Here is a 23,658-nt window from a genome sequence, read left to right on the forward strand (position 1 = left end):
TCACTTCGAGCGCAGTCGAGAAGTCTTTAAAAAAAGGGTTGTTAAGTTGGTCTCGACTGCGCTCGACCTGACAGTATGGGTGTATTCAGACACTCCTAGCCGGTTCATGCTAAATTTACGGGAATAGCGTGTTCTACACCACATTTTTCACCCTGTTTACAACATTTTTCCCTGCTTACACCTATTTAATTTGTAGAGTTGCTGTCTCAATGCGTAATTTGTAGGTAAATTCTTATAAACTGAATTGTAACTCATGATAAGACTAACCGTTTTTTGCTTTTTGGTAATGGCTTCCACAATTGGATGGGCCAATGGAGAGATCTCTACCAAAGAAAAAGCTGTTTTGTTGGATCTTTACCACAGCACCAAGGGATCGGACTGGAAGGTTACCTGGAATCTGGACGAACCGGTTGCCCAATGGAAAGGGGTTAAGGTAAAGGACAATCATGTAGTGGGAATTAATCTTTTCATGAACAATTTGGATGGAATTCTTCCAGAGAGTATAGGAAAGCTTAAGCATCTTACGCACCTCAATTTGGCATTCAACAGCATTACCGGGGTTTTACCCAAGGACATTGTAAAGTTGAAAAGTTTGAAGGTATTGCGACTGGAAATGAACAGGATCAAAGGTGCATTGCCCATTGGAATTGGTCAACTTCAGGAGTTGGAGGTATTTTCCATGTTCAACAATTTTTTGAGCGGTTCCATACCACCAACCTTTGGGGAACTCAAAAATCTACGGGAGCTGAACCTGTCCAGTAACAATTTGAAGGGCATTATCCCAAGCACTATCGGAAATCTTACGAAACTGGAAGCCTTGGGCCTCTTCGAAAACAGTTTGGAGGGAACCATTCCGGAAGAAATGGGAAATCTAGGAGAATTAAAGGAATTGGTACTGGCCAACAATCAATTGGGAGGAGAGATACCTTCAGAATTTGGACAGTTGGCGAGCTTAAAAATATTACAGTTGCAGAACAATAGGTTTAATTCCTACAAAGGGCTGCAAGAGATGGATACAAGACAGTTTTTGGTATTTGATACCGATGAAAAAAGCTTGAATCCCAAGTTCAACGAAATACAGCTACAGCGCACACGAATGGCTGATACAAAATTTGAAGATGTTGACGATAATGAGTAGTTAGTTATACTTTAGTTTGTTTGGTTTGGGGATACAGGCGTGTATCCCCTTTTTTTGTGTCCTTTTTACAAAGAACAGTTCACATTTATGAAATATTTAACCAAGCAAGTATGCATTAGCCAATAGTTTTGCAAAGACTAATCGGTACCAACACATGCGCAAGCTCATTTTCTCGGTCATTGCAGGTGGCCTTATTATTTTTCTGTCCATTTTCTTCGCTAGAATGATTGCAGGAAGCAAGAAGGATAAACGCCCACAACCCCAAAGGGTGGTTAAAACGGTCTTTGTGGACACGGTCAAAAATGCCACAGTTCCCATAGTGGTTCCAGCCAATGGAAACTTAAGGGCCAAAAGACGTGTAGAACTTTTTTCGGAAGTTCAGGGGGTTTTTAGGTCAGGGAGCAAATTATTCCGCACTGGGCAGGAGTACGGTGCAGGACAGACTTTAATCCGCATAGATGCCAACGAATACTACGCATCAGTCCAGTCGGCCAAAAGCAACTTATACAATTTACTTACCTCCATTATGCCGGATTTAAGGTTGGATTACCCTACCATATATCCCAAATGGCAGGACTATCTCAATGGCTTTGATTTGGACAAAACCACACCTAAATTACCGGAAATGACCAATGAAAAGGAAAAATTTTTCATCTCTGGCCGCGGAGTAATATCCAACTATTATAATGTAAAGAACTTGGAACAACGCTTGTCCAAGTATACCATATCAGCCCCATTTAAGGGTGTGTTAACGGACGCTTTGGTCACCGAAGGAACTTTGATCAGGGTAGGGCAAAAATTGGGTGAATTTATCAATACAGGAGTGTATGAGCTAGAAGTTTCCGTAAGCAAAACCTACGGCGATTATTTGACCGTGGGCAAGGAAGTTGAACTTTTCAATCTGGAAAAAACTGAAAAATTTACGGGGGAAGTGACTCGGGTGAACGGCCGGGTGGATCAAAACTCCCAAACCATTACCGTCTATATTGAGGTCAGTGGGGATAAGCTCAAGGAAGGGCAATATTTGGAGGCCAGCCTCGAGGCCAAGGAGGAACCCAACGCCATTGAAGTGGATCGTTCCTTGCTGTTGGAAAACAACCAGATTTTTGTGGTTCGTGATTCCATCTTGGATGTCATTAATGTAAATCCCGTTTACTTCACGGATAAAAAGGTGGTGCTCAAAGATGTTCCCAATGATGAAGTTATTGTTTCCAAGGCAGTTTCCGGAGCTTATACCGGAATGGTAGTGAAAGTATTCGATGCTGCTAAATCCAAAAGGGCTAAATCGTGAAAAAGGTCATATCCTATTTTATCAAGTACCACGTAGCGGTCAATGTGATTATCATTGCCTTTTTCATTTTTGGAATTGTAGGGGCGTTTTCCCTTAAATCTTCATTTTTTCCCCTGGTGGAATCCCAGAATGTATTGATCAATATCACCTATCCTGGGGCTTCCCCCTTGGAAGTGGAAGAAGGAATTGTATTAAAGATTGAGGACAACCTTAAGGGACTTCAAGGGGTGGAACGGGTAACCTCCACCTCAAGGGAAAATAGCGGAAGCATCAACGTGGAGATTGAAAAGGGCAGGGATATAGATTTTATGCTTCTTGAAGTAAAAAATGCTGTGGATAGGGTGCCCACTTTCCCTACAGGAATGGAACCTTTGGTGGTTTCCAAGCTTGAGGCGGTGCGGCCTACCATTAGTTTCGCGGTCAGTGGAAATGACATTCCTCTGGCTACCTTAAAACAAATTGGTAGACAGATAGAAAATGACCTTCGGGCCATTGATGGGATTTCCCAGATTCAAATTTCAGGATATCCCCAGGAAGAAATTGAAATTGCGGTCAATGAAAATAGCCTACTGGCCTACAACCTATCCTTTAGTGAAGTTGCACAGGCAGTTTCAAGTGCCAATATTCTGGTTACCGGTGGGAATATTAAAACTGATGCGGAGGAATATCTGATCAGGGCCAACAACCGCTCTTATTATGGTGATGAACTTTCCAATGTGGTGGTTAGGGCAGATGCGTCCGGAAGGGCCATTCGCTTAAAGGATGTGGCCATCATTAGAGATCGCTTCTCAGAGACTCCAAATGCGTCCTTCCTGAATGATGAACTGTCGGTTAACGTTACCGTCACCAGCACCAATACCGAGGATTTGATCGGCTCTGCCGAGAATGTGAAGGAGTATATAGCTGATTTCAACAAAAAATACACCAATGCCCAGTTGGAAGTAATCAGTGATCAATCCAAAACCTTGACCCAGCGGACCGACCTTCTTACGGAAAATGCCATTATTGGGATGATTTTGGTGCTCCTCTTTTTGTCGCTATTCCTAAATACAAGATTGGCCTTTTGGGTGGCCTTTGGCCTTCCCATAGCCTTCTTGGGGATGTTTGTTTTTGCACCCATGCTCAATGTGACCATCAACGTACTTTCCCTGTTTGGGATGATTATTGTAATCGGGATTCTGGTGGATGACGGTATCGTGATTGCTGAAAACATTTATCAGCACTACGAAAAAGGAAAAAGCCCCATAAAGGCGGCGATTGATGGAACCATGGAGGTGATTCCTCCCATTTTATCGGCCATCATAACCACTATCCTGGCGTTTTCCATTTTCCTGTTTTTGGATGGAAGAATAGGGGATTTCTTTAGTGAGGTATCCGTAATCGTGATTCTTACCTTGGTAGTGTCTCTGGTGGAAGCCTTGATTATTCTACCAGCACACTTGGCCCATTCCAAAGCATTACGGCCCAAAAGTCAAGACCCAAAGTCCAGCATAGGTCGAATTTTTGCCAAGCTGCGGGTCATTAATAAATTGGGTGATCAGGGTATGGCTTGGATGCGCGACAAATGGTATAGCCCCACCCTTCGCTTTGCCCTACGGTATAAGTTTTTGACCTTTTCCTTTTTCTTTATGGCATTGGCCCTGACTTTTGGTTCTATAGGGGGTGGAATTATTCGGACTTCTTTCTTCCCGCAAATTGCCAGTGATAGGGTTGCCGTGGAGCTGCAAATGCCCAACGGAACCAACGAAAAGGTAACGGATTCCATCATTAGCATGATTCAGGAAAAGGCGGAGGTTGTCAACCAACAATTAACGGAGGAATATTTACAGGGAACGGATAAGGTGCTATTTGAGAACATGCTGAAGACTCTTGGGCCAGGTTCTTCCACGGCTACTTTGATTATCAATCTTTTGCCCGGCGAAGAACGCCCGGATGAGATTGTTTCTCCAATGGTAGCAGGAAGGTTAAGGGAATTGGTAGGCCCAGTTATTGGGGTTGAAAGTTTGATTTATGGCTCTGGCGGAAATTTTGGCGGAGATCCTGTTTCCGTTTCACTTTTGGGTAACAATATTGCTGAACTCAAGGCGGCCAAACAAGAGTTAAAGACCGCCATGGTAAACAATGCCCTGTTAAAGGATGTGGCGGATAATGATCCGGCAGGGATCAAGGAAATTCGAATTGAGCTTAAGGAAAATGCCTATTTATTGGGATTAGACCTAAGGAGTGTCATGAACCAGGTAAGAGCCGGATTTTTTGGTTCCCAAGCGCAGCGTTTTCAGCGTGGGCAAGATGAGATTCGGGTTTGGGTTCGTTACGATCGCAGCAACCGTTCCTCCATCACGGATTTGGATGACATGCGCATTGTGGCACCATCAGGAGATCGCATTCCGCTTAAGGAAATAGCATCCTACTCCATTGAGCGGGGCGATGTGGCCATCAACCACTTGGACGGACAAAGGGAAATCCAAATTTCTTCGGATTTGACCAATGATAAAGTCTATACCGGAACGGATGCCATGGCTTGGATTCGAAATGAAATTATGCCAGATATCCTATCCAGATATCCCTCTATCACACCTTCCTATGAGGGTCAGAATAGGGAAGCCAACAAGTTTAGCAACTCTCTGCGCTTTGTTGGTCTCACGGTACTTTTTCTCATTTTTGTGACCATAGCCTTTACCTTTAGGAGTTTTAGTCAACCCTTATTGTTGATATTGATGGTTCCATTTAGCTTAACAGCGGTGGGGTGGGGCCATTGGTTGCATAACTTCCCTATTAACATCTTGTCACTTTTGGGAATTATTGCGCTGATTGGGATTATGGTCAATGATGGATTGGTACTTATTGGAAAGTTCAACAATAATTTACGGGACGGTTTAAAGTTTGATGAAGCCATCTATGAAGCTGGTCGATCTAGGTTCCGGGCTATCTTCTTGACCTCCATTACTACCATAGCAGGTTTGGCACCCCTTCTTTTGGAAAAAAGCCGTCAGGCCCAATTCTTAAAACCCATGGCACTTTCCATTGCCTATGGTATTGGATTTGCCACGGTTCTTACCCTTTTGATGCTACCTATTTTTCTTTCCTTTGGCAACTATGTCAAGGTATTTGTGAAACAGATGTGGACGGGTGAAAAGGCAACCAGGGAAGAAGTGGAACGATCCATTAGGGAACGGAACGAGGAAGAACATATGATGCACGAGGGACTATACAGTCAGAATGGAAGTTCTATCCACACAGAGAAGGAAGAAGCTCCAAAAGTTTTAGAAGGCACTACAGAATGAAACGCATATTTTATACTCTACCCTTATTTATTTTCGCATTCGCAAATTGGGCCCAGGCACAAGAAAACTTGTTATCCAAAGAAGAAGCAATTGACTTGACCCTGCAAAATAATTTGGGAATCCAAGTGGCAAGAAATACCCAAAGAATTGATGATAACAATGCCAACCTTCTAAATTCTGGATATTTGCCCACGGTGACCGCCAATGGGGGAGGTACCATTGATAGACAAAACACAGAGGGTACCCTGGCCAATGGGGAAACACGAACAGCCGATGGTGTGGAAACCAGGAGATATAATGCCTCGGTAAACGTAAATTACACCCTTTTTGATGGCTTGGGTCGTCATTACAACTATAAGAGTTTCAAGGAGCGCTCCCAACAATCCGAACTTGAGGTACAGCAGACCATAGAGACTACCATTTTGCAGTTGTTCACGGTCTATTACGAAGTAGCTCGGTTGACCGAGAACACGCAAAACCTTGAAAGTGCCTTGGGAATTTCCAAGGATAGGCTCACCCGCGCCCAATATCAATTTGAATATGGTCAGAATACAGGCCTGGACGTATTAAATGCCGAAGTGGATATCAATACAGATAGCATCAACTTGCTGAATTCCAGACAGCAGCTGCGTAACACCATGCGCGACCTGAATCTGATTCTAAATAGGGAACTGGCCACCACATTTGCGGCGGACACTACGGTGAATTTTGTTTCTGGTCTGGAAATGGAAAACATGCACAACGAGGCTAAAGACAATAACATTCGGTTACAGATTGCAGAAAAGCAGTTGAACATCAACAATTACAACTTTAAATCTGCCAAAAGTGCATATTTGCCCACCATAGGCCTTACAGGGACTTACGGGTGGAACGAATCCAACAACAACAGTCCTTTGGCCTTTGTTGTGCAAAACACGGCTACAGGGGTTACCGGAGGTATCAACCTTACTTGGAATTTGTTTGACGGGGGGAGAAGTATCACCAACGTTAAGAATACCAAAATTAGCTACGAGACTCAAGAGCTGTTGCAAAAGCAAATTGCTTTAGAGGTGGAACGCGATATTCGTAATGCTTGGGACAGCTACACCAACGCGCTTTATGTTTTGGAGGTCCAGGAGAAGAACCTACAGACCAATCAAGACAATTTTAATCGAACAGACGAACGCTACAAGTTAGGTCAGGTAACCTCCATTGAATTCAGACAAGCGCAATTGAACCTTTTAAATGCAGAATTGGCCCAAAGTCAGGCCAAATACAGTGCTAAATTGGCAGAACTACAGATGTTACAGATCAGTGGGCAATTGCTCAATGTCGATTTCTGATCAAACCCCAAGCGCATCTTCGATTGGCAGAGCTCCTCAAGGCTTATAGGTTTAACCATTGCTTAAATTCTGCCGCTTTGTTCTTGCTAATTAGAATGCCTGCCTCAGATTTGGGAACCACCAAAATCTTTAATTGATTTTTCCCATATTTTACAATTTTATCAATGCTGGAAATGGCAATGATAAATTGTCTGTTGGCCCTAAAAAAATGAGCGCTGTCCAGTTGCGAAAACAATTCATCCAGACTGGAATTGGTAGTGGATCGTTTCCCATCAAAACAAACCACATAGGTAATGGAGTTTTCGGTATAGATATGGGCAATCTCCTCAGTTGCCACGGGTAACAGTTCATTACGAATGTAGGTAAGGATTCTTCTTTTAATGGTAGTATCTTCCTTCTCTCCCTTACTTTTTACGGATACACGTTGTTGATAATCCCCAACAGCCCTATTTAATTTGGAAAGGTTGATTACTTCATCTTCCAACTGCTTGTTTTTGGCCTCCAACTGTTTTTCATAGTTGCTCCCAATAAGGCGAACCACCACCACATAGGAAAGAACCACAAAGAGTCCCATGAGTAGAAAGATGGTATAAAACCGATTTCTCATTTCCTGCAATCTTTGGGAGATATTATCAATGCCAATGTGCGCGGCGACGATCCAGTCAGAGCCACTTACGGGATATAAATGGATCACCTCGGATTCTTTGACCAAGGTTGGGTTTGCAGAATCGCGGTTCTCTTTTAAGCGTTGGTTGAGTTGACCATAAAAACTTTCCACGGTCAATTCATCGGCGACAGAAGAAACAAAGGATTTAGATCCACCGGCCTGTTGCCCAACTATTTTGATGTCCGGATGGCAAATGATTTTTCCGGACCAATCCAGAATGCTCAAATACCCAATATCTGTATCGGTTTCCTCAAGACTTTGCTGCACGCTCTGGACAATAGAGTCCTTGGCAATCCCCATTTGTGTCTTTTGACCTACCAAAGTGGCAAAGGATTTGGCCTCATTTTTACTGAATTCCAGATAAGTTTCCAGCAGGGTAAGGGTTCCGGATTTGGTCAAATAGTGCAGGGCAATGCTCGCAATTATGGCATAGATGACCGTGATGGAAATAAATGTTAAAAAGTATAACCTATCCTTTCTCATAGGGTTTCCAACAAATTTTTTATCCAATATAATGATTTTATACCCCCTTTGTAAAAGCATTCAGGCTTTACTTTTTCGGCAACGCAATCAGGAATTCCTTTTAAAGCCAAAAATTCCCTGTCAAGGCCCAGTTTTCCCTTTCACAAAGGTTTACCCTTCATAATTGTCTGAGGTACTGTTGTTTTGGTAGTGTAAATCAAATGACATTATTAAACTCAAAAACAATCACAATCATGAAAAAGAAACTAATGTATCTATGCTCACTGGCAGTTTTGGTCGTCTTCGCAAGCTGCTCAAGTGACAGTGAAGAAGATCTAACCCCGCCCAATGAAGATTTGGTCACTTATGATGGAAACATAAGCGCCTTGATTGGCGGAAGCTGTTTGGGATGCCATTCCTCACCTACTCAAAATGGAGCACCCTTTTCCTTGACCAACTTTACTGAAGTCCAGAGCAGGGCAGGAGGTATTTTAACTGCAATAAGCAGGCAAACCTCTGAGGCTAGATCAATGCCACCTGCAGGAAGACTACCTCAATCGACGATAGATTTGTTTGAGCAGTGGATTGAGGACGGAACCCCGGAAAACTAATAGAAAATGGTCCAGCGCATGGCTAAGATCTCATTTCTCCTTCTACTATGCCTTTGGAACTTTAAGGGTATTGCACAGGACAAATTTATCGATAGAAATGGAGTCGTAATTTTTGAAGCTTCCGAGGAGCTTTTTGAGGAAGTTAAAGCGATCAATAGTACGGCCACTGCGGTTTTTGATGCCGAAACCAACGAATTGGCATCTCTGGCATTGGTTAGGGCATTTGAGTTTAAAAATTCCCTAATGCAGGAACATTTCAATGAAAGCTATGCCGAATCGGACCAATTTCCAAAGGCCATTTTTAGGGGAGCCTTGAAAAATTTTGATTTGGGCGACCTGCCATCCTCAGGGGGGGAGGTGCAGCTAGAGGGTACCCTTGACTTTCATGGAAAAGTGAAGGAAATCCGAACTGTGGTCAATGCACAATTGGTCAATGATGTTCTATCGCTATTGGGCAACTTCACCGTTTCTCCTGCTGATTTTGATATTGAAATTCCACGGATTGTCAGAAACCAAATTGCCAAGGAGGTCCAGGTCAAATTCGATTTTAAATTGAAAAGGAAGTAATGGCTAGGAAATACCTTTTGATATTTATCGCCATAGCGATAGTGGCCCTGGCAATTGTTGGGTACAAGACCCTTTATCCAGAGTCCAGGAACATTTTGAAGGAGGAAGCCGCCCATCAAATAACGGCACTGAGCTTATTTGAACATTTTTCGGAAGAAAAGGGAGCCCAATTCATTGATCAGGCCATTATAACCACGGGAAGGGTGACGGAAATTGACCAACAATCCATATTTCTGGACCACAAGGTGCAGATCAATTTGTTGGACACCCCACATTCCGCAATCCAAATAGAAGATTATTTAACCATTAAGGGAAGGTGTATTGGTTATGATGATCTTTTGGAAATAGTGAAAATAGACCAAGCAACAATTACCAATTAGAGATACTAAATCATGAAAAAACTATTAGTGTTTTTGGCCCTTGTGCCCTCAATTATTTTTAGCCAACAGGATCTGTTGGAGGATGTTGAAATTGATGATTCGGCAGCCTATGAATCGGCTGCTTTTAAGGGCTTGAAAATTGTAAATTTTGAATCTACAAAAATGGTCTCCCAAAAAGAGCTCTATTTCGTGGTTTCGCACCGTTTTGGAACCATAAAAACAGGAATCGATGATTTTTTTGGATTGGATCAGGCTGTTACTCGATTGAACCTTATTTATGGGATTACGGATGGGATCAACCTGGGCATCTCAAGAAGTTCCTTCCAAAAAACCTACGAAGGCTCTCTTAAGTTGCGATTGTTGCGTCAAAAGGAAGGGGCATCTCCCGTAACAGTGGTTTTGTTCAATTCAGCTTTGATAAACACCGCTTTGGAGGAGGCTAGTTTACCAGGTCTTGAGTTCAAACATAGAGTGGGCTATGCAGTGTCTGCCTTGATTTCAAGAAAGTTGAACAATGATGTTTCCTTGCAATTGACACCCACATTTTTCCATGACAACCTGGTCAGCTTGGAGGCGCAGGACAACGCGCAATTTGCCTTGGGTATTGGGGGAAGATATAAGCTGACCAAAAGATGGAGCCTAAATATGGATTACGGTTGGCATTTGAACCGAGCGGACAATTCCCCATTCAAGAATGCGTTGTCCATAGGTTTTGACCTAGAAACGGGAGGACATGTTTTTCAGTTGCATTTTACCAATGCCCAGCCTATGAACACCAATTATTTTTTGGGTCAGGCTACAGGGGATTGGGGTGATGGAGACATCTTCTTTGGGTTCAATTTATCAAGGGTATTTTAAGACAAACAGCATGAAAAAAAGTTTGGCAAAAATTCCGGTGGCACATGCTTTTTGCGATGAATGTGCAGGTGTTATTAAGGAACAGCTAATAGGAATAGAGGGGATACACAATGTGTACGCCAATCCAATGGATTCCTTGATTTGGTTTCACTTTGGAAGCGCCAATGAACTGGCTTTGGCGCTCAACAAATTAATGGAAATAGGACACCCGCCTTTAGGTGACAAAATAAAGAAAGAAAATTATGTGCCGCCTTTGTGCCAGTGTACCAAGGTTGGTTCCAGTGCGGCATAACTACTTTGAAAAGGGAAATTAGTTTTAGTAGTTTTGGACCCAGGGTTTTAGATAAGACCCTGGGTTTCTATTGAAGGTAAGATGCGAAGTTTAACTAGAAAAAACCGGTTGACCCTGTGGATGGCAGGTGGTCTTTTGTTTTTGGGCATATGCATGGTTTGGTACATAGTGTCAGCAAAATCGATGGATATGGCAAATGCGGAACCTGAGCTGTACATCAGTGCCAACGATCTGGTGGATTTGCTGGAAAAAAAGGACGCGGCTGGCCTATTGTCTGCTGAGAAGGTTATTGAAATAACAGGTGCAATCAAGGAAATCAACCAAAAAAATAACCGACTTACTGTTATCTTGCATGTTGAGGGGAAGGAGCATCCATCCATTATTTGTGATATGATGGAAGGTCAGGAACATCTTATCAGCAAATTTGAACCAACCGACACTTTGGTCATAAAAGGTGTTTTCAAAGGCATTTTAAAAGATGCCATATTTTTGAATTGTGTAGTAAGTCATGAATAGTATGGGTAAACTTCTACCTCTTTTTGCATTGATCGCCTTTAATGGGTTTGGACAAGGAGCTACCAAATCCATGGCAAGGCAGGGTCATGTATCATTTTTCTCCTACACTTCTGTGGAGCACATAAAAGCGGAGAATAATCAAGTGCTGAGTATTGTTGACTTAACCACCGGGGAAATAGCCGTGAGCATGCTTATGAATGCCTTTGTTTTTGAAAAGGCCTTGATGCGGGAACATTTCAACGAAAGTTATGTGGAATCCGATATTTATCCCAAGGCCACTTTTGTGGGTACTATTATGGAATTTGACCCCACTCTTGAAGGTGAGCAAACAAGAATGGTGGAAGGTAGGTTCAATATGCACGGGGTTACCAAGGAACTTCAGATAAAGACCAAAATAATACGCAACAACGAGACCTTTATCCTTTCAGGGACTTTTGAAACCCTGGTCAGGGATTATGAAATAAAGATTCCGCCACTTTTGGCAGGGAATATTGCAAAGACCATTTCAGTGGATTTTAATTTTGAATGTTTGCCCTATGAAAACTAGAGTTTTTTGGACGCTATTGGTTTTTGGCCTCTTTGTGAATCAAATTATGGCACAAAATGAGCTGCTGGATATTTTGGAAAAGGAGCATACGGATACGGTGCCCCAATATGTCACGGCTACATTTAAATCCACCCGGATTACTTACGGACATTCTGTTGAAACCCGTAAAAAAGGAATTTTGGAGGTTTTTGCTGCTACCCGATTTTGGAATACTCCTACGCTACGATCCCAGAGTTTTGGGGCGGACAAATTGAATGCACGCATCGCCTTGGAATATGGGATGAGTGATAGACTTACCACCGGCGTGGGAGGGTCAACATGGGATGGTCTTTTTGATGCGTTCGTGAAATATAGATTGGTAAGACAGCAGCCAAGGGGCCAGGGATCACCTATTGGGCTCACTGTTTTTCAAAATGCAAGCTATAACAGCCATGCCATAAGCAATCCCAATGTGGAGGATGATTTTTCCAATAGATTGTCGTTTACCACCCAGCTACTCATTGCAAAAAAGATCAATTCCGATTTCTCCTTGCAAATTACGCCAACCTTTATCCACAGAAGTGCTGTTTATACGCAAGATGAAAGGCAAAATCATTTGGCCCTAGGCTTTGGGGGTAGGTATAAATTGGGGCCGCATGTTTCGTTGGTAAGTGAATACTATAGAGTTTTCAATCCAGTGGAAAGTATAGATACCTATGGCCCATTTGGTATCGGTGTAAATTGGGAATTGGGCGATGTGATGCTTCAGTTTATGCTGACCAATGCCCCCAGTATGGTAGAAAGCTCCTTTATTGCCGAAACCCGAAACAATTTCAATTTTAAGAACCCCAACCTTAATTTTGGGTTTAATTTCACCTACATCATCCATTTTAAACGGCAGCTCAAAGGGCTGAAACAGGAGAATAAAACCCCATAGCGTACTGAATATGTTATGACATTCTGCAAAGACTAAAAAACAACAAGACCATGTTGGAACATTTCTTTCAATGCCCTTATTGTTGGGAAGAAATTTCCTTTCTTTTGGATACTTCGATCCGCCAGCAAACCTATGTGGAAGATTGCGAGGTATGCTGTAATCCTATAGAAAGCCAAGTAGGGTTTGAAAATGGGGAGTTGACGCAATTTCAGGTCAGATTGTTGGGACAGTAAGAACTATTGTATTTCAATTAGTTGCAAATAATCATTGTTTTTGGCCACCAAAAGCCCCTTTTTATTGTTGGCAAGTCTTAATATGGATGCACGGCTCACATCGCCAGGGACGTACAATCCGTTGCTGTATGGCATTTGGGGTTCAAAACTTCCACTCCCATTTCCTTCCATCAATAGGCCGTATCCGGCGTCCTGTCTGGGAGTTTCCACTTCAAATCCGTACAAATTTCCAAAAAGAAGCAAGTCTTCCAGCCCGTCCCCCGTGAGGTCGTCAGCAATGATTTCCCGTACGGCCGTTTGTTGGGCCAAATTGGGTAAAGATTTTGGTGAAAAACTACCATCTCCCTGGTTTTCAAAATAGGTGGAAGCAAAGGTTTTGGATTGGAATTGCACTGCGGTGGCCAGATTTTCTTTACCATAGACATCTTCCAGACTGGCAGATGCAAAATCGTGATAGGTTGGGAATTTTTTCTTGATGAAAGGCATTTGGTTGGAACTGCACTCACGCCCTCGCAGCGGAAACTGCTTTCCTTCTTGATGATACCCCAAAACAATGTCCATGGATCCTGTTTCATCAAAATCCTTGGCGTAAATTTCGAATGGTTCCTCGGACGAAGCTTGATATTTACAGTTCAATCCCAGATTGCCTGCTACAAAATCCATGTCCCCGTCGGCATCAAAATCCCCGACTTCCAAACTAAACCACCAACCGGTAAGATCTTCCAAGCCTATACGGTCGGATATGTCCGAAAATGAGCCTTTATAATTTTTGAAGATTTTAATGGACATCCATTCCCCAACAACAATCAAATCCGAATAGCCATCCCCATCCACATCAGCCCAGGCTGCATCGGTGACCATTCCCAAATCACTTGGGAGTTCTTCGTGCATTGAAGTGAATTTGATACGCCCATTTTCAGTATCATTTCTGTATAAAGTACTAGTTCCGGATAAGGGATATTTTCCAGGTTCTTGCCTACCTCCGACGAACAAGTCTAAATCCCCATCCTTATCATAATCATAGGGCCTAACGACCGAACTACTTGAGGAAAGGGGCTGGTCAAAAGGGTTTAAAATCTTACCAAAAAATCCTCTCTCATTGACATAAATTCTGTCCAAATAATAGTTGGAACCTGCTTTTTCTTCGTTACCTCCGCTGGCCACATAAAGATCAAGATCACCATCCATGTCCACATCAAAAAAGACGGCATCCACATCTTCATGGATTTTATCTTCAGAAAAAACAGCTTGATTTTGGACTTGGAATTTACCATTCTCTTTCTGAACGTAAAGTGCTCCAGGGTTGTTTTTGGAACCTCCAACATAGAAGTCGTCCAGTCCATCATTGTTGATGTCTCCCACGGCTAGGGCGGGCCCTTCCTGTGACATTTTGTGTGGTAATAGGCTTTCCAGAACAAAATCGTCATATGGGTTTTCCGTATGTCCATGTGCTATTTCGGCTATCTGGGTAATATCTTGAAAAAGTAAATCAGTGATGTGGTTTTTTTCTTGTTGCCCATCAGTGGCCTTACCATAATCCAGGAGCATCCGTTGATTTGACCCTAAATTTTTGAAGGTTTGGGTTTTGCCATCCGGCCAGATAACAACTGCTTTTTTTACTTGAGTTGTCTGTGACAGACCAAAGTGCACCAAGGGCTGTACTGCCGATTGATATCCACGGGTAGGATAATTGGCAGCAAGTTGTTTTCCGTCTGCTGTTTCTATGTTAACGACTGCCCCAACACCTAAAGGGTTATTTGGAGGACCTTTAAATTCAAACTGAATATAGTTCTGACTGTTATTGTTTTGCAATACGGTGGCCGCTTCGTCTATATTGTTGATGACCAAGTCCAAATCCCCATCATTATCCAAATCCCCATAAGCTGCGCCATTGGAAAAAGTTGGAGTTTGTATGCCCCAGTCCGTTGTTTTGTTGGTGAAGGTCAAATCCCCGTTACTTTTAAAAAGATAGTTGGTTGTTTTGCGCTGAGGTGTTTTTTGAATCAACTCCTCAATGACCTTCGGCATATTTTCATTGTTGTTTTGGGCTTGCTCCAGGCGCTTCAACTTATATTTTTTAAAATCGTTGTTCCTGAAATCGCGTTTGAGTCCGTTGGTAACGAACAGATCCTTTAGCCCATCATTGTCAAAATCGGCAAGCAGTGGAGCCCAGCTCCAATCGGTATTGGAAACTTTGGCCATTTGTGCAATCTCACTAAAGTGCCCGTCCCCATTGTTCAAGTGCAGGGCATTGTACATGTATTGGTAGTGAAACCCCTTTTCTACCGCATAGTTGAAGGCTTTGGGGTCCATCCCACTCATACTGGTCTTAATTCCGTAGTTATCCTCTGCCACCATGTCCAGGGAAATAACCTCTGGTAACCCGTCATTGTTGATATCGGCAATATCTGTTCCCATGGAAAAGTTGGAGGTATGCCCCATGGAGGTTTTGATACCTTCGGTAAAAGTGCCATCCCCATTGTTATAATAGAGGTAATCCTGTTCTATATAGTCGTTGCCCACATATATGTCCGGCCAGCCGTCGTTGTTCAGATCTCCAATGGAAACTCCAAGACCAAACCCTAATGAATTACCAATAATTCCTGCTTGCTTGGAAACATTGATGAACTTTCCGTTGTCATTTCTATATAAGCGATCGCCGACCATGTCATTATCCTCATTTTTGAAAACTTCTGGTGTATTGGTATTGATGGGCGTTACGTTATGATTTAGTAAAAATAAATCCAGGTCTCCATCCCTATCATAATCAAAGAATGAAGCTTGGGTGCTATAACCTGGGAAATCCAGGCCATAGGAAGCGGCCATTTCCGTGAATGTGCCATTTTTATTGTTAATGTAGAGCAGATTTGCCCTGTTTTCGGCTTTTCCTTTTCCTGATTTGCAGACATAGATGTCCAACCAACGATCCGCATTGATATCGACCATGGTAACTCCAGTTGTCCAGCCAAAACTTCCCTCTACCTTGGCCTTTGCCGTAATGTCTTCGAACTTAAAATTGCCCTTGTTTTTATATAATTTGTTGTCCTTGAGATTGGAACTAAAATAAATATCAGGTAGCCCATCGTTATCCACATCTCCGATGGCAACGCCCCCTCCATTATAGAAGTATTCGTAGACCATACTGTTCATGGCGCTGTTTTCTGGAATTTCATTGACGAAACCTATCCCAGATTGGGATGAAGGTATCTCCGTAAACAGGATTTGAGCCTCTTCGTTGGGCTTTTCATTGGATTTAGAGCAGGAAGATAAACCTATTAGGGTTAATAGGATTATTGCGTAGGATGTAATGCATTTACTGTAGATCAAAATACTCCTGCTTTGTTGGTGAGCGACTATAAATTCTGTTTTCACTCGGTTTTACTTGATGGTTTTTTATAAAAAACCACCTAAGGACCGCTCACTGTCCCTAGGTGGCAAGTTACGCTACTCAAACACGAAACTAACTCAAACTAAACTCAATCGGTTTACCATCCAGGGTTTTGATCAAGGTTTTCATTAATGTTGATCTCCTGAAGTGGAATGGGATACAGTATATGTTTGTCTTGAAAATTCTCGGCAAATGGTTTTCCATGATTTTCAAGGGTCGTTCTAATGGACTCGGTAGCAGTGCTACCTCGCTGCCAACGATACAAATCGAACCAGCGAATACCAAATTCCATGGACAATTCTACAGGTCTTTCATGGTGACGAATCTGCGTTCGTAATTCACTCTGTGATAGTCCCGCAAGTGGAATTGCACCACCTCTTTCCCGTACTTTGTTGACTTCAACAATGGCTTCAGCCGTTTTTCCATTTTCGTTAAGGGCTTCAGCATACATCAACAATACATCGGCAAAACGAATAATGGTAATGTTGGTGCCATTGTAAAAATTGGTGTCTTCGTTGAAGGAATACTTCTTGAAGTATTTTGGGTGATTCAATTCCCCAGCTACATCGCCATAAGCCACTTCTGCGTCGGAATCGCGGCTGTACATTTGGGAACCGGGATCGTCAAAGAAGATACTGGCGTAAACACGATCACTGGGATCTCCAATAGCGTCAACATCCGTTCTCATTTCATCCACCAACCATTGTGATGGATAAAAAAGTTCCCATCCTCCAAAGGCGTATGGGGAAACCTCAAAATTGAACACTTGACGCTCATCGTTACCATTGGCCCTATCACCGGTGAACTGAATCTCGAAAACACTTTCACTGCCATTTTCGGCACTTCCGTTAAAATTATCGGCATAATTTTCCAACAAGGCATAGTCCATAGCTACTACCTCGGCAAGTTTGGCTTCGGCCTGTGACCATTTTTCTTGGAACAGGTAAGCTTTACCCAAAAGGGCCTTTGCGGCTCCTTGGGTTGCTCTTCCCAACCATTCCCCAGAGTGTTCCACTAACATGGCGGACTCGGCTTCGCCTAGATCCGTTTCTATTTGAGCCCATACCTCGGCTGGTGTTGCTTGTCCGGGGAAAAGGTTGTCCGGATCCACTTCATAGGTGGTTACCAAGGGGACATTTTCAAAACCGGTCACCAACCAAAAATAGTAGTACGCCCTTAAGAATTTGGCTTCTCCCATGATAACATCCTTGCTCTCTTGGGAAAGGGCTTCCATGTTGGGAACCTGCTGTAAAATTTGGTTGGCCCGTCCAATTCCAGCGTAAGCACTTCGCCAAATATTGAAAGGTCCGCTTTCTTCCGTAGTATTGGTGAAACTGGCCAAAGACCTACTGTAGGTCTCAGCGGTATTGTTCACCATGTCATCCGCTTTATAGGCCATGGCCGTGTATATTTCCTCAAAAAAGGCCCATTTACTACCGCTGGAGCTATGCAAAGCAGCATAGGTGGCGGTTAGGGCTTGAAGGGCATGGTCTTCTGTTTGCCAAAAACTGGATTCGGTAAGAACCTCCCTGTTTTCAACTTCTATAAAATCATCGCTGCAGGAATACATCCCCAGCAGGGTCAATACTGCAACTAGAATTAACTTGCTCTCTTTCATGATCTTGATCATTATGTTTTCAATTTTTTTGTTAAAGTGTAAGATTCAAACCTAGGATAAGTGACTTGGACAAAGGGTAGAAACCTCTATCAACACCTCTATTAAAGGTTCCTCCATTACCTAGGGCAGGATCAAAACCGGAATAATCTGTGATCGTAAACAAATTGGTCGCGGTAACATACAATCGAAGATTGTCAATAGGAAGGTTGCCCATGGCCTTTTCCGGGAAGGTATATCCTACTTGCAGATTTCTTAACCTGAAGTACGATCCATCCTCCAAGAAATAGCTCGATGGTCTAATGTTGTTGTTGGGATCCCCAAAGATGTTTCTTGGAATATTACTTCCTGTATTGGAGGGAGACCAGGCATTCAACAAGTCAGCAGACATATTTTGTCTGTCTGTTCTGTACAACCACATTCTAACCCCATTGTAAATGTTGTTCCCATGGGTGCCTTGGAAGAATAGACTGATGTCGAAATTCTTGTAATTAGCACTAAAATTGATACCGTACTCGAAATCTGGAAGGCCACTGCCCATGAATTGCTTGTCATCATCGTCAAGTACCCCATCTCCGTTGCTATCCACAAAGCGAAGATCACCAGGAGCAGCATTGGGCTGTACCCCGTGGGCATCAACTTCTGCTTGGGTCTGAAAAATTCCATCAGCTTCAAACAGGTAGAACCTTCCAATTTCTCCGCCTACCTCGGTACGGGTGGTTGGGAAATTGTTGAACTCGATAAATCCATCCGTAAAGGCTTCATCCGCAATACCCAATTTGGTTACTTCATTGGAAGAACCACTGATATTGGCACTTATATTATAGCTGAAATCGCTATCCGATCCGTTGTTATAGGAAGCCGAAAATTCCCAACCCTTGTTTTCCAAGTTACCCCCATTGGTCAGTGGGAAAGAGGTAATTCCTGAAGTTGCGGGAATAGGAACGTTCACCAACATGTCTGTGGTTTCAGAGGTAAAGTAATCAAATGAGAATTTAATTCGATTTTGCAATAGTCCAAGATCTACACCAATGTTGGTGGTAGCGGTCTCTTCCCATTGGATATCAGGCGTAGGAAACGAAGTTGCAATAGCTCCCACAACTACGGGCTGGCTTTGCCCAGCTCCGAAAGGATAATTCAGTTGTTGTCCTCCTGAACCAATTCGTGCTAGGAACAAATGATCTCCAATAAGCTGGTTTCCTAGGGTTCCGTAGCTAAATCGTGGTTTTAGTTGGCTGATCAACTCAGAATCAAAGAATTCCTCATTATGAACCGCCCATCCCAAGGAAACGGAATAGAAAGTACCATACTTGTTGGTGGAAGCAAAGCGCGAAGAACCATCCCTTCTAACACTTCCTTGGACATAATATTTGTCGTCAAAATCATAGCTTAACCGCCCAAAATAAGATTGCAAGGTACTGGTGGAGTTAAAACCAAAAGAAGATTCATCACCGATCCCGGCACTTAGTCCCCTTAACTGATCGGAAGCCAATTCGTTGTTGGATCCCCCAGCTGATCTAAATTCACTTTTTTCCCTTGAGATACCAAGTAACACTTCAACATCGTGCTTATCAAATGATTTGCGATAGTTTAGGGTGTTGTTCAACGTCCATTCATTGGTTCTTGTACGGTTTTCGGACAGGGAAGGATTATCGTTTACCGCTTGTGGCCCAAAATTGTAGGTGGGCAAAAAGTTGGCAAAGTGGGTATTTTCAATGTTGGCACCGTACTGGAAGCGGTATTCCAGTCCGTCAAATAGTTTGAGAGTCGCAGCAACATTGAACTGTAGATAGTCATCTTCATCATTTCTATCATTCAATTCTGTTTCCCCAACCGGGTTTCCTGACCCCAACTCAGATGGAGGTGTAGCAAAACCGTTCAATGAATTCGCATCAAAAATGGACTTGTGTGGCAAAGTTTGATATATCTGCAAGAAAGGCGAGAAACTGGCATTTCCTTCAGAGGTTGGCTCAAAAATTCCACCCGTATTCTCCCGGGTATAACTTACCCCGGGTGCAATTTTAAGTCTACCTTCCAACAAAGTGAAATCCAAATTCAATCGGGTACTCAAACGGTTAAAATCCGTATTGACAACGGTTCCGGTGTTCTCAAAATATCCTGCCGAAAAGCTGTACTTCATATTTTCCGTTCCCCCTGTAATACCGATATCGTGTTTTTGTTCAAAAGCATTGTCGATATAGGCTCCAACCCAATCCGAGTCAGCATACTGTGCACCACTGGTCAAGTAGGGCGCAGGTGTTTCTCCGGCGTTATTGAAGGCTTCAAGCTTTATTTGATCGTGTTGTGCCCTATTGGCCACATCCACCCCATTGCTAAACCATTGGGTGCTTGCATACGATCCAATAGTAACTTTTGGGTCACCTGTTCTACCTCTTTTGGTGGTTACAATGACAACACCATTGGAGGCCCTGGAACCATAGATGGTTGCAGCTGAGGCATCCCTAAGTATACTGATGTCCTCAATATCTGATGGGTTGATATACGAAAGGTCTCCTGGAATACCGTCGATTACCACCAATGGATTGTTGTTACCAATGGTTCCCAATCCCCTAATTCGGATGATGGGCTCACTTCCGGGAGCACCGGTAGCAATAGCCACGTTCAGACCAGCCACCTGACCTTGTAGGGAGGTAGCGACATCAGCGGTTGGGATTTTTTGGATTTCTTCAATGTCCACTGAAGAAATGGCTGCGGTTACTTCAGCTTTTCTTTGCGTACCGAAACCTACCAAAATAACTTCTTCCAGGCCTTGTGCATCCTCTTCCAAAGTAACATTTATGGTGGTCTGATTACCCACGACCACCTCCTTGGTCACGAAGCCCAAGTATCTAAATACCAAAGTGGACTCAAACCCTGGCACCATGATCGAGTAATTTCCATCAAAATCAGTCTGGGTGCCAACAGTGGTATTTTCCTTAATAAGCACAGAGGCTCCAGGTAAGGGAGTTCCATTTTTATCCGTTACCGTACCGGTTATTTCCTGCTGGTACTTTTTCTTTTTCCGAGTCGCAGGTTTTTCTGATTTAATAAGAAGAATAGATCCTTCGGGAGACAGTTCATACTCAAAATCAGCAAAGGACAAGGTTTTTTTAAGGAGGTCGTTAATCCGGGTTTCCCCTTTTTTGACCATAACCTTGGGTGCATTTGCAAATAAATCCGATCGATAAATAAAAGAGTAGTCTGTTTGCTGTCTAATGAGATCAAAAACCTGCTCTACAGTGAGCTCTTGGCTTGTGTTGACAACTATCTTTTTATTTTGCGAGAAGCCTATTTTGGTTGTAAAACCAAAGGTTGCCATACAAAATAGAAAAATAAAGGTCCTCATAATTACGAGTAAAAGGGTCTTCCTATACAAAATAGGTAGACCAACAAATTTTGTTTTCATAAATTTGAATTCGTTAGTTAGTTAATATTTAATTAATTGATCGACACACAGGGATGGACGTTTAAATTGTCCAGGTCTAAGCTCCATCCCTTTTTTTATTCTACCATAATAGTTTTTCCTTTAGTTGTAAATTTTGCTTCGTTCGTATTTTCTATAATTGAAAGAATGTTTTCCAAATCTTGATTTCGGTTAAAAACACCATTAAAAGTGATGTCTTCAACTCCTTGGTTAATTATGTCCACATCTACATCATACCATCTTGACAAGACTGTCATGATATCTTTTAAGGCCATATTTTTAAAACTGAAAAGTCCATTTTTCCATGAAATGGTATTGTAAACATCTGCCTGGGATATGCTGATTTGATTGGTGCCTTTCTCCAGTCTAGATTGATACCCTGGTCTTAGGTTACTGATATTTTCGCCATTCCTTACGGCCACTTTCCCATGGACCAGGGTGGTTTCTATAAAAGAATCTTCCTTGAAAGCCTTAATATTAAATTCTGTACCCAAAACGTCCACTTCTTGTTCCTGACTGGCTACCAAAAAGTGGGTTCCATTGTGGTGTGTGCTTGGAGAAACCTCAAAATAGGCCTCGCCATAAACCAACTCAACCTTTCTTGGCTGATCTGGGGAAAAACTGACTGGATACCGCAACTCAGAATCGGAATTGAGCCAAACTTTAGTGTTGTCCGACAACGTAATGAAGAACTGTCCGCCTCTTGGAATAGTCAAAGTGTTATAAACTATAACTTTGGATGAAGTCTCAGCTTTATTGGAGTAAACGAGCTCCTGACCGTTACTGGTAAGGGCTTGGGTACTGAATGCCTTGCCTTTTTCGAGGGGTACTTTGGTGCCATCTTCCAAGGTAAGCGTTGCCTTGTCGGTACCGATTTCAATTACCTCATTGACGATGCTGGTCGTAGGTTCTGGTATGGAATCTTGATTTGTGAGCAAAAAAGGGAGGCTCAGTAATACTAACAGCGCTGCTGCTGCTGCATATTTCCAAACCATGGAGAAACCTTTACGGGGACGAATTTTGGAATTAATCTTTTCCCATCCTTTCTGTATATCAACAATATTGGGTGATTTTGAGTAGCTTTCACGAACTTTCTCAAAGTAAGATTTATGGGTGTCGGATTCAGAAATCCAATCTTTAAAAACCTGTTCTTCCTCTTGGGTAAGCGTGTTATTTAGTTTCTTTAGAATTAACTTAAATTCCATTTTTAATTTGACTTTCTATTTCATAGACAATCAAATTGTCAAAATGGGTGACAAAAAAATAACAAAAATTTAAAAATAGCGGTTCATTTTATTTAAAACCGCAATTTCGATGGTCTCAATGGATGGTCAATAGTGCAAGAACAAGTGCCATTTGCTGGGTAATTTTCAACTTGGCTCTTTTAAGTTGGGTTTTTACGGTATTTACGGAAATCCCCAATTCTTCGGCAATATCCACATACTTATAATTTTCAATAAAACGCATCTTCACAATTTGCTGCATTTTGGTTGGAAGACCTTCAACAATCTTCAGCAATTGGTGGTGGATAACTTTGAGGTCCTCATCGGAAAATACGTCCAGATTATATTCGGCACTAAGCATGGATTGCATATCCAAAACATTGGCGTCATCGGTGATTTTTATGGTTTTCAAAAAGTTGAGGCAACGATTCCTTACCATGGCATACAGATACCCTTTTAAAGAACTTTTGATTTCGAGGGAATTGGATTTTTCCCATAAATGGATAAAAACCTCTTGTACAATATCTTCACTCCAACCTTGATCAAAAAGATAACTATTGGCATAGTGGACCAATTCCGCATAGGTGTCTTCAAAGAACTTTTTGTAGACAAATTGGTTTTGGTTCCGTATTTCCTGTATAATTGAATTAGAGTCCAAGTTGGTTGTGCTAAAAGACCTAATAAAACTAGTTTCTGTACCGGTTTGGTATAAGTTGTCCAGCTATTCCAAATCGCTCTGGGGTATTATCTTACAATGAATGCCCAAGATGAAACAAGCCGGTATTAAAATTATGAATTAACGAAAATTTTACCTCCCAACAGATGTTAAAATGGTTTTTTTTGTACATTGCATCCGTCCAAAATAGCAACATTCTTTTCCTTTTGTTGTGATTTTCAATGTCGTTCGTATAGCTTGAAAGAGGT

At 42.4% G+C, this 23,658-nt stretch carries 19 protein-coding genes; 13 read left to right on the plus strand and 6 right to left on the minus strand.

Going from position 1 to position 23,658, the window contains the following annotated elements; all coding sequences use genetic code 11:
• Positions 1 to 253 precede the first annotated feature (253 nt).
• The 4 genes from ACRHOZ_RS11065 to ACRHOZ_RS11080 all read left to right on the plus strand — a co-directional run bounded on the left by ACRHOZ_RS11065 (position 254) and on the right by ACRHOZ_RS11080 (position 7,035).
• Positions 254 to 1,138, plus strand: coding sequence for a leucine-rich repeat domain-containing protein (locus ACRHOZ_RS11065; RefSeq protein ID WP_431125602.1), 885 nt, complete (start codon positions 254 to 256; stop codon positions 1,136 to 1,138).
• A gap of 154 nt (positions 1,139 to 1,292) precedes the next feature.
• Positions 1,293 to 2,429, plus strand: coding sequence for an efflux RND transporter periplasmic adaptor subunit (locus tag ACRHOZ_RS11070; protein ID WP_431125604.1), 1,137 nt, complete (start codon positions 1,293 to 1,295; stop codon positions 2,427 to 2,429).
• Positions 2,426 to 5,713: an efflux RND transporter permease subunit gene (locus tag ACRHOZ_RS11075; RefSeq protein ID WP_431125606.1), complete on the plus strand. Its 3,288-nt coding sequence runs from the start codon at positions 2,426 to 2,428 to the stop codon at positions 5,711 to 5,713. The genes ACRHOZ_RS11070 and ACRHOZ_RS11075 overlap by 4 nt, the downstream gene beginning before the upstream one ends.
• On the plus strand, positions 5,710 to 7,035 hold the full coding sequence (locus tag ACRHOZ_RS11080; protein WP_431125608.1) for a TolC family protein: 1,326 nt from the start codon (positions 5,710 to 5,712) through the stop codon (positions 7,033 to 7,035). Before ACRHOZ_RS11075 ends, ACRHOZ_RS11080 begins: the two co-directional genes overlap by 4 nt.
• 43 nt (positions 7,036 to 7,078) lie before the next feature.
• Here ACRHOZ_RS11080 and ACRHOZ_RS11085 read toward each other — a convergent pair whose 3' ends face one another.
• Positions 7,079 to 8,185 carry a LytR/AlgR family response regulator transcription factor gene (locus ACRHOZ_RS11085; RefSeq protein WP_431125610.1) on the minus strand — a complete coding sequence of 369 codons (1,107 nt, stop codon included), beginning with the start codon at positions 8,183 to 8,185 and terminating at the stop codon, positions 7,079 to 7,081.
• Between the two features lie 233 nt (positions 8,186 to 8,418).
• Here ACRHOZ_RS11085 and ACRHOZ_RS11090 point away from each other — a divergent pair, with 233 nt between their 5' ends.
• The 9 genes from ACRHOZ_RS11090 (at position 8,419) to ACRHOZ_RS11130 (ending at position 13,084) form a co-directional block, all read left to right on the plus strand.
• Positions 8,419 to 8,775 carry a hypothetical protein gene (locus ACRHOZ_RS11090; protein ID WP_431125612.1) on the plus strand — a complete coding sequence of 119 codons (357 nt, stop codon included), beginning with the start codon at positions 8,419 to 8,421 and terminating at the stop codon, positions 8,773 to 8,775.
• Positions 8,776 to 8,793: 18 nt separating this feature from the next.
• Positions 8,794 to 9,342, plus strand: coding sequence for a YceI family protein (locus tag ACRHOZ_RS11095; RefSeq protein ID WP_431125614.1), 549 nt, complete (start codon positions 8,794 to 8,796; stop codon positions 9,340 to 9,342).
• Complete coding sequence (locus ACRHOZ_RS11100) at positions 9,342 to 9,722, plus strand: hypothetical protein (protein WP_431125616.1); 381 nt, start codon at positions 9,342 to 9,344, stop codon at positions 9,720 to 9,722. The genes ACRHOZ_RS11095 and ACRHOZ_RS11100 overlap by 1 nt, the downstream gene beginning before the upstream one ends.
• Before the next feature lie 12 nt (positions 9,723 to 9,734).
• Complete coding sequence (locus ACRHOZ_RS11105; protein ID WP_431125618.1) at positions 9,735 to 10,580, plus strand: DUF5777 family beta-barrel protein; 846 nt, start codon at positions 9,735 to 9,737, stop codon at positions 10,578 to 10,580.
• A 10-nt stretch (positions 10,581 to 10,590) separates the two neighbouring features.
• On the plus strand, positions 10,591 to 10,872 hold the full coding sequence (locus tag ACRHOZ_RS11110) for a hypothetical protein (RefSeq protein WP_431125620.1): 282 nt from the start codon (positions 10,591 to 10,593) through the stop codon (positions 10,870 to 10,872).
• An 81-nt stretch (positions 10,873 to 10,953) separates the two neighbouring features.
• A complete protein-coding gene (locus ACRHOZ_RS11115; RefSeq protein ID WP_431125622.1) occupies positions 10,954 to 11,388 on the plus strand; it encodes an OB-fold protein in 435 nt (144 codons plus the stop codon).
• Between the two features lies 1 nt (position 11,389).
• A complete protein-coding gene (locus ACRHOZ_RS11120; protein WP_431125624.1) occupies positions 11,390 to 11,935 on the plus strand; it encodes a YceI family protein in 546 nt (181 codons plus the stop codon).
• The gene (locus ACRHOZ_RS11125) at positions 11,925 to 12,851 is read left to right on the plus strand and encodes a DUF5777 family beta-barrel protein (protein ID WP_431125626.1); all 927 of its coding nucleotides are present in this window, start codon (positions 11,925 to 11,927) and stop codon (positions 12,849 to 12,851) included. Before ACRHOZ_RS11120 ends, ACRHOZ_RS11125 begins: the two co-directional genes overlap by 11 nt.
• Positions 12,852 to 12,901: 50 nt before the next feature.
• Positions 12,902 to 13,084, plus strand: a complete 183-nt coding sequence (locus tag ACRHOZ_RS11130) for a CPXCG motif-containing cysteine-rich protein (RefSeq protein WP_431125628.1) — start codon at positions 12,902 to 12,904, stop codon at positions 13,082 to 13,084.
• Positions 13,085 to 13,087: 3 nt separating this feature from the next.
• On the opposite strand, the gene ACRHOZ_RS11135 is transcribed toward ACRHOZ_RS11130, so the two are convergent.
• The 5 genes from ACRHOZ_RS11135 to ACRHOZ_RS11155 all read right to left on the minus strand — a co-directional run bounded on the left by ACRHOZ_RS11135 (position 13,088) and on the right by ACRHOZ_RS11155 (position 23,392).
• Complete coding sequence (locus ACRHOZ_RS11135; RefSeq protein WP_431125630.1) at positions 13,088 to 16,456, minus strand: VCBS repeat-containing protein; 3,369 nt, start codon at positions 16,454 to 16,456, stop codon at positions 13,088 to 13,090.
• 113 nt (positions 16,457 to 16,569) lie between these two features.
• Positions 16,570 to 18,102 (minus strand): RagB/SusD family nutrient uptake outer membrane protein, encoded by a 1,533-nt coding sequence (locus ACRHOZ_RS11140; RefSeq protein WP_431125632.1) that lies wholly within the window; start codon positions 18,100 to 18,102, stop codon positions 16,570 to 16,572.
• Positions 18,103 to 18,121: 19 nt separating this feature from the next.
• Positions 18,122 to 21,433, minus strand: coding sequence for a SusC/RagA family TonB-linked outer membrane protein (locus ACRHOZ_RS11145; RefSeq protein WP_431125634.1), 3,312 nt, complete (start codon positions 21,431 to 21,433; stop codon positions 18,122 to 18,124).
• 155 nt (positions 21,434 to 21,588) lie between these two features.
• Complete coding sequence (locus tag ACRHOZ_RS11150) at positions 21,589 to 22,716, minus strand: FecR family protein (protein ID WP_431125636.1); 1,128 nt, start codon at positions 22,714 to 22,716, stop codon at positions 21,589 to 21,591.
• Between the two features lie 115 nt (positions 22,717 to 22,831).
• Positions 22,832 to 23,392, minus strand: coding sequence for an RNA polymerase sigma-70 factor (locus tag ACRHOZ_RS11155; protein ID WP_431125638.1), 561 nt, complete (start codon positions 23,390 to 23,392; stop codon positions 22,832 to 22,834).
• Between the last annotated feature and the right edge of the window lie 266 nt (positions 23,393 to 23,658).

The organism is Flagellimonas flava (genome assembly GCF_050617915.1).
GTDB classification, from domain to species: domain Bacteria; phylum Bacteroidota; class Bacteroidia; order Flavobacteriales; family Flavobacteriaceae; genus Flagellimonas; species Flagellimonas flava_A.